Source organism: Vibrio sp. 704 (assembly GCF_033339295.1).
The window spans coordinates 22,546-34,154 of the sequence record NZ_JAWOUH010000019.1 but is presented as its reverse complement, the minus strand read 5'-3'; the positions used below and the strand labels follow the sequence as shown (position 1 = coordinate 34,154).

Sequence of the window (11,609 nt, the reverse complement as noted above, 5' to 3'; positions counted from 1 at the left end):
TCACAGACGAGTAAAATCATTAAATAGCGCTAACGCCATGAGCGAGAAGATGATCGCACCACCAATTCTAAAGCCCATTTCCTGCACTTTCTCAGGAACAGGGCGTCGAATGACTGCTTCAATTGCAAAAAACAACAAATGACCGCCATCCAACATTGGTAAAGGAACGAGATTAATAATACCTAGGTTAACACTAATTAGAGCGAGAAAACCTAAAAAGTAGACCAAACCATAATCTGCTGTCGCGCCTGCGCCTTTGGCTATTGATATTGGTCCACTCAGATTATTCAGACCAACGTCTCCAACAATCAGCTTCTTAAGCATGCTGATTGTCAAACCAATGACTTGGCCAGTTTTGTCTACTGCTTTACCTATTGACTCGAATACACCAAACTGAAGATCGAAGCGATAACTTTCTGGCCATTCTGCGACTTTAGGTGCAATACCTGCAAAACCAACGACTTCTTTGTTAGCTAGCTCACGGCTACCGGGCGTCAGCGTCAATGTTTGCTCATAACCCTGACGTAACACCGTCAATTCAAGCGGTGTATCAGGATTAGAACGAACCGCTTCAACCACTTGCTTCCATTCGGTCACGCGTTGTTGACCAATTGCGACAACCTCATCACCTGGAAGCACACCGGCTTTTTCCGCCGCTCCACCTTGCGAGACCTGCTCGATAACTCGATACACCTCCGGTGTATACGGAGCAAAACCTAACGACTGCATCGCTGACTGAGTTTCTGGGTCGAACTTCCACTCACGTAAATCGAGCGTTTTCGTTACTTCTGAACCAACTTCATTCGCTGACGTTAGTGTTACCGTCATCAAATCATCGCCAATATGAGAAATCAATCCCATATTTACTGATTCCCAATCCGGAGTTTTGATACCAGATATCGATTTAAGTTCCATTCCAGATTCAATTCCAGCTTCCGCAACAATCGAATTGGGCGTAACTTCACCAATTACAGGCTTAACAGCAGGGATGCCAATTAGAAATACCAGCCAATAGGCAAAAATTGCGAAAAGAAAATTAAAGATGGGGCCAGCCGCAACAATAGAGGTTCGCTTCCATAACGGCTTCTTATCAAACGCTAGGTGCTTCTCATGTTCTGGCACCTCATCGACACGGCTATCAACCATTTTCACATAGCCGCCGAGAGGGATCATTGAGATGCTGTACTCCGTTCCGTCTTTGCCTACTTTACTCCAAATAGACTTGCCGAAACCGATTGAAAACTTTTCAACTTTAACGCCGCAACGGCGAGCAACCCAAAAATGCCCAAATTCGTGCACGGCAACAAGAATGCCCAGTGCGACGATAAAAGAAATGAGATTCCACAATATACCAGTCATCAGCTACGCTCGCGTATGGTTTCTAGGGCAATAGTTCGTGCCATTCTATCTAGCTCGAGCAAGCTTTCCAAGCTATTCGCATTCTCAGCTTTGCAGCTTGCGTTGATTTTATTCAACACAGACTCATTGATGCGAGCAATATCGGTAAAACCTAGTCTGTTATTTAAAAATGCATCAACAGCGACTTCATTAGCTGCATTCAATGCCGTTGTTGCGTGTTGACCTTCATAACAAGCATCAATTGCGAGTTTTAAACATGGGTAACGAGCAAAGTCAGGCTGCAAAAACGTCAGCTCACCAACTTTCGTGAAGTCTAGCGGCTTAACCCCAGCTTCTACTCTTGACGGGTATGACATGGTGAGCGCAATTGGCGTCGCCATATCCGCTTCTCCCATTTGTGCCAAGACCGAACCATCACGATACTGAACCATAGAATGAATCACAGATTGAGGATGAATAACCACCTTCAGTTGTTCGCGAGCAGCATTAAATAGCCACTTAGCTTCTATATACTCAAGGCCTTTATTCATCATCGTGGCAGAATCAACAGAAATTTTTGGCCCCATCGACCAGTTTGGATGAGCGATCGCCTGAGCGGGTGTCACCTGCTCCAGTTCTGCGATGTCAGTGTAACGGAAAGGACCACCAGATCCAGTCAACAAAATATGAGAAATGCCATGTTCTTGTAAATTGCAACGACCTAGATTGGTTTGTACTTGCTGTGGTAAACATTGGAAAATGGCGTTGTGTTCACTGTCGACGGGAAGTAGCTCTGCGCCAAATTCTTCTACAGCATCAATAAATAGCTGGCCTGACATTACAAGTGCTTCTTTATTTGCCAACAAGACTCGCTTACCTGCTTTCACGGCAGCCATGGTAGGCAATAAGCCAGCGGCTCCTACAATAGCAGCCATTACACTGTCGACCTCGTCCAGCGAAGCTATATGACATAGCGCATCAGTACCACCTAGCACTTCGGTACCTGGCGAAACCGAGTGTAGCTCAGCTTGAAGTTTAGACGCCGCAGCTTTATCTGCCATGACCGCATATTTAGGTTGCCACTGACGACATAGACCGATCATCTTTTCAACGTTAGTGCTTGCCGCTAAGGCAACGACAGAAAACAGATCTGGGTTTTGTTCGACCACTTTAAGCGTGCTTGCACCAATTGATCCAGTAGCACCAAGAATCGTTAACTTTTGCATGTTGTAAGACCGTTAGAAAGCTCAGGAGCGACGACGCCGCTCCTGATAAATTAGAATACGTAGTAAAGAAGAGCAAAAACTGGGAATGCTGCGGTTAGGCTGTCGATACGATCTAGCACACCACCGTGCCCTGGGATAATGTTACTGCTGTCTTTAATGCCTGAGACACGTTTGAACATACTTTCAACCAGATCACCAAGCACTGAAATAACGACAGTAACCAGCGTAATCAGCACCATATGGACAGGGCTAGTGAACTGGATATCGAACCAATCAGCAAATGCCCACGCTACGATTAATGCCGTGATAATGCCACCAATTAGCCCTTCAATGGTTTTATTGGGGCTTACATGAGGAGCCATCTTACGTTTGCCTAAGCTTTTGCCTGCAAAGTAGGCGCCGCTATCTGCAGCCCATACCAAGAAACAAACGTACAACACAAGCTTTGCGCCGTGGTATGGATCTACAGTGATGTCATACGCTCTGAGAATAATCACACTCCAAAGGAATGGGATTAATGTCAGAAAACCAAATACATGACGTAAAACAAAATTACTTTGCCAAGATTTCGTCGTTTTGGGGTAAGTAATCGCCATTAAGCTAGCAATAATCCACCAAACAAAACCAATACCCAAGACGACATAATGAGGTGTCGTTAAGTGATTGAGGCTATATGCATCAGGCGAGATGTATAGAAAACTAAGTCCGGTAATAATGATTGCCGGCACAAGGGCAGCAATGCGAGAGTTGCTTCCTGTAAACTGAGTCCACTCCCAAAAACCTAATAGCGTTATTGCAGTTAAAGCGGCAATAAAGCCCATTAGCGGTAATTTAAAAATGCCTAAAATAACCAGGGGAGCTAAAATTAGTGCTGTTATTATTCTCTGTTTCAAACTAACTAGTCCTTATTGAGCTGCCATCAATGCCTTTATTTGTTCACCTGTACAGCCAAAACGACGTTCTCGGTTGATAAACCAAGTTACAGCTTCTACCAAACTGTCTTCATCGAATTCTGGCCAGTACTCTGGTGTAAAGTACATTTCTGCATAAGCCATTTGCCACAACATAAAGTTGCTGATGCGGCACTCTCCACTGGTGCGAATTAAAAGATCCACTTCCGGTAGGTCTGCCATGGTCAAATGCTCAGTGATTAGCTGCTCATTGATATCCTCTACACGAATTTCACCGTTACGTGCTTTTAGCGCTAACGTTTTAGCAGCTTCTGTGATGTCCCATTTACCGCCATAGTTGGCTGCAATGTTGATCACCATACCCGTGTTATCTGCCGTTAGGTTTTCTGCTTCTACAATTTTCTTTTGTAGACGCTCACTAAATCGACTGGTATCACCGATCACGCGCAACCGTAAGTTATTTTTGTGTAGTTTTTTTACTTCACTAGACAGGACCGTGATAAACAGTTCCATCAAAAGACCCACTTCTTCCTCCGGACGACGCCAGTTTTCACTACTAAAAGCAAACAGCGTCATGGCTCTAATGCCTAGTTTTGAAGCAGCAGCCACGGTCTTACGAACGGCACTAACGCCTTTTTTATGACCAAATACGCGAGGTTTTCCTTTGGACTTAGCCCAACGGCCATTACCGTCCATAATGATGGCAATATGCTTAGGAAGGGAATCAGAGAAGGCTTGAGAATTTTGCATAGGGAGTTAATTGAGTTCCATCAGTTGGATAGACTAACATAAAAAAACGCTGAGCTGTGAGCACAGCGTTTTCCAACAGTGATGTGTGTGGGAGTATTAAACTTCCATCAACTCTTTTTCTTTTGCAGCAAGAACTTCATCGATCTTCTTAACTGCAACGTCAGTTAGCTTTTGAATTTCGTCTTGTGCTTTACGGTCTTCATCTTCAGAGATTTCTTTATCTTTTAGAAGCGCTTTAAGATCGTTGTTTGCGTCACGACGGATGTTACGAACAGCAACACGACCACCTTCAGCTTCACCACGGACGATCTTAACTAGGTCTTTACGACGTTCTTCCGTTAGCGGTGGAAGTGGAACGCGGATGATAGTGCCAGCTGACATAGGGTTTAGACCAAGGTCAGACGTCATGATCGCTTTTTCTACTTTCGGCGTCAGCTCTTTATCAAAAACCGTGATTGCAAGTGTACGTGCATCTTCAGCAATAACGTTTGCTACTTGGTTTAGAGGTGTTGCTGCACCGTAGTATTCTACAGAAATACCAGATAGTAGGCTTGGGTGTGCACGACCTGTACGAATTTTAGAAAGGTTGTTCTTAAGCGCTTCAACGCTTTTATCCATGCGCTCTTGCGCGTCTTTTTTGATTTCGTTAATCACAGTTTCACCTTAAAAATGTCATCTTTCCTGAAGAAAGCCTAAAACGGTTGAGCAAAGCAAGCACCACCCTAACGCTTTGGAGTGGCACCTTAAGCCAAGCTTATTCGTTGATGAGCGTGCCTTCTGCTTCGCCCATAACCACGCGACGTAGTGCGCCTGGCTTGTTCATATTAAATACGCGGATTGGCATTTTGTGGTCACGAGCTAGCGTAAACGCCGCCAAGTCCATAACTTTCAGCTCTTTATCCAGAACTTCTGCATAAGATAGCTTATCATACAGCTCTGCGTCTGGGTTTGCTACAGGGTCAGCAGTAAATACACCATCAACTTTCGTCGCTTTTAGTACGACATCCGCTTCAATTTCGATACCACGTAGGCAAGCAGCAGAATCCGTTGTAAAGAACGGGTTACCCGTACCAGCAGAGAAGATGACAACACGGCCTTGGCGAAGCTCACGGATCGCATCAGCCCAATTATAGTCGTCACATACGCCTTTTAGAGGAATGGCAGACATAACGCGCGCATTCACGTATGCACGGTGAAGAGCATCGCGCATCGCTAGGCCATTCATTACTGTAGCAAGCATACCCATGTGGTCACCAACTACGCGGTTCATACCAGCTTCAGCTAGGCCTGCACCACGGAACAAGTTACCGCCACCGATAACTACACCAACCTGAACACCCAGTTCAACCAGTTCTTTAACTTCTTGTGCCATACGATCAAGGACCGCAGGATCAATACCAAAACCGTCTTCACCTTGAAGAGCTTCACCACTCAGTTTTAATAGAATACGTTGATACGCTGGTTTAGGGTTCGTAGTCATGGAGTTTACCTTCCAAAGAGAGTTGTTGATTAACAGTCATGAATAGACACAACTTCAGTTATGGCTATTCATCACGGCTAATCGTTCACTGCTCATAAAAAGACCGCAGCCTTGGCTACGGTCTAATCTTTATACAGTCTCTAAGGATTAACCTTTTTGAGCTGCTGCAACTTCTTCAGCGAAGCTCATTTCTTCTTTCTTCTCGATACCTTCACCTACTTCTAGGCGAACGAACGTAGAAACTGAAGCACCTTTTTCTTTCAGCATTTCGCCTACAGTTTTCTTAGGCTCCATGATGAAAGCTTGACCTGTTAGAGAGATCTCGCCAGTGAATTTCTTCATGCGGCCAACAACCATCTTCTCAGCGATTTCAGCAGGCTTGCCTTCGTTCATTGCGATTTCAACTTGAACCGCTTTCTCTTTTTCTACTACGTCAGCTGGTACGTCTTCTGGGTTAACGAACTCAGGCTTAGAAGCAGCAACGTGCATTGCAACGTGCTTAAGAGTTTCTGCGTCGCCTTCACCAGCAACAACAACACCGATTTTCTCACCGTGACGGTAAGAAGCGATTGCAGTGCCTTGAACGTATTCTACGCGACGGATAGTGATGTTTTCACCGATTTTAGCTACTAGAGCTACACGTGCGTCTTCGAATTGTGCTTGTAGTTCTTCAACAGAAGCTTTTGAAGCTAGAGCTGCAGCTGCAACTTCTTCTGCGAATGCAGTGAAGTTACCGTCTTTAGCAACGAAGTCAGTTTGGCAGTTAACTTCAAGAAGAACAGCAACGCCGTTTTCTTCTTTGATGATGATTGCGCCTTCAGCTGCAACGTTACCAGCTTTCTTAGCTGCTTTCGCTGCGCCAGATTTACGCATGTTTTCAATTGCTAGTTCGATGTCAGCGTTTGCTTCTACAAGCGCTTTCTTACATTCCATCATGCCAGCGCCAGTACGCTCGCGAAGTTCTTTAACTAGAGCAGCAGTTACAGTTGCCATTCTGTCTTCCTCGTTTGATTCGAAATAAGGTAAAAAACAGGGGCCTAACATTGTCGGCCCCCATTGCTAACTATAACTTAGTTTATGCTACACAAAGGTTTCACATAGACCAAGTGTGACACAGAGCCGCTATTATTCAGCTTCTACGAAACCGTCTTTTTCAGCAACTGCAGCTACGTCTTTGTTACGACCTTCAGATACTGCTGAAGCAGCAGCGTTCAGGTATAGCTGTACAGCGCGGATCGCGTCGTCGTTACCTGGGATTACGTAGTCAACGCCGTCTGGGTTAGAGTTAGTATCTACCACAGCGTATACTGGAATACCTAGGTTGTTAGCTTCTTTAATTGCAATGTGTTCGTGATCAGCGTCGATTACGAATAGAGCGTCTGGTAGGCCGCCCATGTCTTTGATACCACCAAGAGATTTCTCTAGCTTCTCCATTTCGCGAGTACGCATTAGAGCTTCTTTCTTAGTTAGTTTGTCAAAAGTACCGTCTTGAGATTGAGTCTCTAGTTCTTTTAGACGCTTGATAGACTGACGAACTGTTTTGTAGTTTGTAAGCATACCGCCTAACCAGCGGTTGTTTACGTAAAACTGGTTGCTTGCGATTGCAGCTTCTTTAACAGCTTCAGATGCAGCGCGCTTAGTACCTACGAATAGAACCTTACCTTTCTTCTCGCCAACTTTAGCTAGTTCAGCTAGAGCGTCGTTGAACATTGGTACAGTTTTTTCTAGGTTGATGATATGAACTTTGTTACGAGCGCCAAAGATGAATGGCTTCATTTTTGGGTTCCAGTAACGAGTCTGGTGACCGAAGTGAACACCAGCTTTTAGCATATCGCGCATTGATACAGTTGCCATTTTAAAATCCTCTATGGGGTTAGGCCTCCACATTCCCCATAACTCCGACCAAGCTTCTGCTCAGCACCCCGGAATATGTGACGGAATGTGTGTGATTTAAAGATAAAAGGTTATTCGGATGAAGCTTGCTTCGCCGCTTAACTTTGCTAAACGAAGAGAACAGTCCTCTATTCCGGCGCGCTTTATACCATATTTTAGCTCACTGTGGCTAGTAAAAATTATTTCTTCACCGAGCCACTTTCTCCTATTTATAAGCAAAACTTTAAACATATGATCGAATTAAGAATGATGCATATTCCTATCTAACTTGGGTTAACGCCCCGATGTCTGATAGAATGCGGCCATTCGCACGTTTACGTGCTTAGGAATAAGTAGAGAAAGCCAATGTCAATCAAGATTAAAACTGCTGAAGAAATAGAACGCATGCGCATTGCGGGCAAGCTAGCCGCAGAGATTCTAGAAATGATCGAACCACACATCAAAGTTGGTGTGACGACAGAAGAGTTAAACAAAATCTGTCATGAGTACGCTCTAGAAAAAGGCGCATACTCTGCTCCGCTTGATTACCATGGTTTCCCTAAGTCGATCTGTACTTCAATCAACCATATCGTATGCCACGGTATTCCAGCGGAAAAAGACGAAATCGGTAGCAACGGCCAAATGAAGCCGGCGGTACTAAAAGATGGTGACATCTTAAACGTTGATATTACCGTAATCGTTCCAAATGATGAGAATGCCGATCTGAGCGTGCGTCCTCAGGGTTACCATGGTGACACTTCTAAGATGTTCCTAGTCGGTGATGTTTCGCCTGCAAACAAACGTCTGTGCATGGTAGCTCAAGAAGCACTGTACGTTGGTATGCGTACCGTTAAGCCAGGTTCAACGGTTGGTGACATCGGTACAGCTATCGAGAAGTACATCAAAGAGAATAACAAGAACAATCCTCGCAACAAGTTTTCTATTGTGAAAGACTTCTGTGGCCACGGTATCGGCGATGAGTTCCATGAAGAACCACAAGTGGTTCATTACAAGAACAAAGACCGCCGCGTATTAAAAGAAGGCATGTGCTTTACTATTGAGCCGATGATTAACGCAGGTAAATTTGGTTGCTCTGTTGATGCACAAGATGACTGGACTGTTTACACGGGCGACGGCAAGAACTCTGCGCAATGGGAACATACCATTGTTGTAACAAAAGAAGGTTGTGAAGTACTGACGCTTCGTAGCGACGATACGATTCCTCGCCTAATGAAAAACGCGTAAAGCTGACGACCACTCGTTGTTTACTATATCCCTGCTTCGGCGGGGATATTTTTTATCTGCCGCAAATTTGTTAGATTGTTATTAGATTAGCTTGCACGGATGGCAAATATGACACTTCAGTCCCCTCTTACCTTTTCCGATGAACAAATCAATATCGGTGAACTCAAACAAGAATTAGAGAAGTTTAGCTCTAATCAAAACCAAGAGTTTCTCAATCATCATCCGGTAACAAGCTTGGTTTTAGCCAGAGCTGAATATATGGATCTGCTTCTCAATCGTTTGTGGCAACATTTTGGTTTCAAGGATATTTACAACATTTCCCTAGTTGCCGTTGGTGGCTACGGACGAGGCGAGCTGCATCCGCTCTCCGATATCGATATTTTGATTCTGTCGAACAATAAACTGCCAACCGCGTTAGAAGCAAAAATCAGCGAATTCATTACGCTGTTGTGGGATTTAAAACTCGAGGTCGGACACGCTGTTCGCACCGTTACTGAATGTGCTGAAATTGGTAAAGCCGATCTAACGGTCGCGACAAACCTGCAAGAAGCGCGACTGCTGTGTGGAAGCGAGGACACCTTTCAGGCACTGAAGAAAGTCGTGTTATCAGACTCCTTCTGGCCAAGTGAGACGTTTTACCGCGCTAAAATTCAAGAGCAGCGCGAACGCCATGCACGTTACCACGACACGACCTACAACTTAGAACCGGACATTAAATCAACCCCTGGCGGGCTGCGCGATATTCATACATTAAGCTGGGTCGCTCGACGTCACTTTGGTGCTACTTCATTGTTGGAAATGAGCCGATACGGATTTTTAACTGACGCAGAATACCGAGAATTGGTTGAATGTCAGGACTTCCTTTGGCGAGTACGTTTCGCTCTGCACATGGAGCTTCGCCGCTATGACAACCGCTTGACCTTTGCTCATCAAGCACAAGTTGCGGAAAATCTAGGCTACGTCGGAGAAGGCAACCGAGGCGTAGAAATGATGATGAAAGAGTTCTACCGCACGCTTCGTCGTGTGGCAGAGCTCAATAAAATGCTACTCAAACTCTTTGACCAAGCGATCATTAATGGTGGGGCGACAGAAAGTGCCGAGATTCTCGATACGGACTTTCAACGTCGCGGTTCTTTAATTGAAGCGCGGAAACCCGCATTGTTCCAAGCTCGCCCAGAAACTATTCTGGATATGTTCTTACATATTGCTAACGACTCAACTATTGAAGGGGTGAGCCCACCAACGCTGCGTCAACTGCGCACCGCTCGGCGTCGGCTCAACAAGTTTTTGCACACCATTCCTGCTGCGCGTGAAAAGTTCATGGCGTTATGTCGTCACCCTAATGCTCTTCACAAAGCATTCAGCCTCATGCACCGATTAGGGGTTATGGCGGCCTATTTACCGCAATGGAGTCAGATTGTTGGTCAAATGCAGTTTGACTTATTCCATGCCTACACCGTTGATGAACACAGTATTCGCTTACTTAAACACATCAACACTTTTAGTGACCCAGAAAATCATGCGAAGCACCCTATTTGCTGTGACGTCTACCCTCGGATGCAAAAGAAAGAGCTGCTGATTATTGCCGCTATTTTCCACGATATCGGGAAAGGTCGTGGCGGCGATCACTCGATTATCGGTGAAGGAGAAGCGTACGACTTCTGCATTGAGCATGGTTTATCGAAGCCCGAAGCGAAACTTGTCGCTTGGTTGGTAAGACATCATCTATTAATGTCTGTCACCGCACAGCGCCGAGATATTTATGATCCTGATGTCATTACCGAGTTTGCCAAAAAAGTCAGAGACGAAGAATCTCTCGATTATCTTGTATGCCTGACAGTTGCAGATATTTGTGCAACCAACCCAGAACTTTGGAATGCTTGGAAACGAACTTTACTTGCGGAGCTGTATTACTCCACACAACGTGCTTTACGTAGAGGCCTAGAGAACCCTGTCGATGTGCGTGAGCGAATTCGCCACAATCAACAAATGGCCTCCGCAATGCTGCGCAAAGAGGGGTTTGCCGCGCGCGAAATTGAAGTATTGTGGCAACGCTTCAAAGCTGACTACTTCCTTCGTCATACCCATACGCAAATCGCGTGGCACTGCGAACACTTACTTCGCATGGAAGATCCGACTAAGCCTTTGGTGTTGATCAGTAAAAAAGCCACTCGTGGCGGCACTGAGGTGTTTGTATATACGAAAGACCAGCCTGCTTTATTTGCGACAGTCGTGGCGGAGTTAGATAGGCGTAATTTTAATGTACACGACGCGCAAATCATGACCAGCAAAGATGGGCACGTGATTGATACCTTTATGGTACTCGATCAACATGGCGAAGCGATCGATGAGTCTCGTCACGCCGCGGTGATTAAACACCTCACTCATGTACTGGAGGCAGGCCGACCAACCAAGATTAAAACGCGCCGTACTCCGAACAAACTTCAGCACTTTAACGTGAAAACCAAAGTCGACTTCTTACCAACCAAAGGTAAAAAACACACTTTAATGGAGTTTGTCGCGCTAGACACACCAGGGCTGTTGGCCAAAGTAGGCCGTACGTTTGCTGATTTAAATATCAACCTTCATGGTGCAAAAATCACCACCATTGGTGAGCGAGCAGAAGACTTGTTTATTTTAACCAGTGATGCAGGGGGAAGATTAAGTGAAGAACAACAGGATGAGCTAAGAGAGAGATTGATCGAAAAGTTATCTGATGAGGTCGCAGCTTAGATCAAACCTGCCAATCTTTTCGGTTCAGGGCGAGAGCGATCTTGCCCACAAGTT

At 45.3% G+C, this 11,609-nt stretch carries 10 protein-coding genes; 2 read left to right on the top strand and 8 right to left on the bottom strand.

Features of this window, described 5'->3' with window-relative positions; translation table 11 throughout:
• The 8 genes from rseP to rpsB all read right to left on the bottom strand — a co-directional run bounded on the left by rseP (window position 1) and on the right by rpsB (window position 7,559).
• The gene (rseP, locus tag R7R24_RS19560) at window positions 1–1,359 is read right to left on the bottom strand and encodes a sigma E protease regulator RseP (protein ID WP_005380334.1); all 1,359 of its coding nucleotides are present in this window, start codon (window positions 1,357–1,359) and stop codon (window positions 1–3) included.
• Complete coding sequence (ispC, locus tag R7R24_RS19555) at window positions 1,359–2,564, bottom strand: 1-deoxy-D-xylulose-5-phosphate reductoisomerase (protein WP_054577587.1); 1,206 nt, start codon at window positions 2,562–2,564, stop codon at window positions 1,359–1,361. The genes rseP and ispC overlap by 1 nt, the downstream gene beginning before the upstream one ends.
• Before the next feature lie 50 nt (window positions 2,565–2,614).
• The gene (locus R7R24_RS19550; protein ID WP_005385351.1) at window positions 2,615–3,457 is read right to left on the bottom strand and encodes a phosphatidate cytidylyltransferase; all 843 of its coding nucleotides are present in this window, start codon (window positions 3,455–3,457) and stop codon (window positions 2,615–2,617) included.
• A gap of 12 nt (window positions 3,458–3,469) precedes the next feature.
• Window positions 3,470–4,225: an isoprenyl transferase gene (locus tag R7R24_RS19545; RefSeq protein WP_005380331.1), complete on the bottom strand. Its 756-nt coding sequence runs from the start codon at window positions 4,223–4,225 to the stop codon at window positions 3,470–3,472.
• Between the two features lie 96 nt (window positions 4,226–4,321).
• Window positions 4,322–4,879, bottom strand: a complete 558-nt coding sequence (gene frr / locus R7R24_RS19540) for a ribosome recycling factor (RefSeq protein ID WP_005380330.1) — start codon at window positions 4,877–4,879, stop codon at window positions 4,322–4,324.
• 100 nt (window positions 4,880–4,979) lie between these two features.
• Window positions 4,980–5,705: a UMP kinase gene (gene pyrH, locus R7R24_RS19535; RefSeq protein ID WP_005380329.1), complete on the bottom strand. Its 726-nt coding sequence runs from the start codon at window positions 5,703–5,705 to the stop codon at window positions 4,980–4,982.
• Between the two features lie 147 nt (window positions 5,706–5,852).
• A complete protein-coding gene (gene tsf / locus R7R24_RS19530) occupies window positions 5,853–6,698 on the bottom strand; it encodes a translation elongation factor Ts (RefSeq protein ID WP_005380328.1) in 846 nt (281 codons plus the stop codon).
• A gap of 132 nt (window positions 6,699–6,830) precedes the next feature.
• Complete coding sequence (rpsB, locus tag R7R24_RS19525; RefSeq protein WP_005380327.1) at window positions 6,831–7,559, bottom strand: 30S ribosomal protein S2; 729 nt, start codon at window positions 7,557–7,559, stop codon at window positions 6,831–6,833.
• Window positions 7,560–7,943: 384 nt separating this feature from the next.
• Here rpsB and map point away from each other — a divergent pair, with 384 nt between their 5' ends.
• Both map and glnD read left to right on the top strand, forming a co-directional pair.
• Window positions 7,944–8,822 (top strand): type I methionyl aminopeptidase, encoded by an 879-nt coding sequence (gene map, locus R7R24_RS19520; protein WP_005380326.1) that lies wholly within the window; start codon window positions 7,944–7,946, stop codon window positions 8,820–8,822.
• A 108-nt stretch (window positions 8,823–8,930) separates the two neighbouring features.
• Window positions 8,931–11,555, top strand: a complete 2,625-nt coding sequence (glnD, locus tag R7R24_RS19515; RefSeq protein WP_017636037.1) for a bifunctional uridylyltransferase/uridylyl-removing protein GlnD — start codon at window positions 8,931–8,933, stop codon at window positions 11,553–11,555.
• Window positions 11,556–11,609 lie beyond the last annotated feature (54 nt).

Bases quoted from the DNA above. Each gene is read 5' to 3' on its own strand.
- rseP (WP_005380334.1), bottom strand. From the start codon at position 1,359: ATGACTGGTATATTGTGGAATCTCATTTCTTTTATCGTCGCACTGGGC.
- ispC (WP_054577587.1), bottom strand. From the start codon at position 2,564: ATGCAAAAGTTAACGATTCTTGGTGCTACTGGATCAATTGGTGCAAGC.
- R7R24_RS19545 (WP_005380331.1), bottom strand. From the start codon at position 4,225: ATGCAAAATTCTCAAGCCTTCTCTGATTCCCTTCCTAAGCATATTGCC.
- pyrH (WP_005380329.1), bottom strand. From the start codon at position 5,705: ATGACTACGAACCCTAAACCAGCGTATCAACGTATTCTATTAAAACTG.
- tsf (WP_005380328.1), bottom strand. From the start codon at position 6,698: ATGGCAACTGTAACTGCTGCTCTAGTTAAAGAACTTCGCGAGCGTACT.
- rpsB (WP_005380327.1), bottom strand. From the start codon at position 7,559: ATGGCAACTGTATCAATGCGCGATATGCTAAAAGCTGGTGTTCACTTC.
- map (WP_005380326.1), top strand. From the start codon at position 7,944: ATGTCAATCAAGATTAAAACTGCTGAAGAAATAGAACGCATGCGCATT.
- glnD (WP_017636037.1), top strand. From the start codon at position 8,931: ATGACACTTCAGTCCCCTCTTACCTTTTCCGATGAACAAATCAATATC.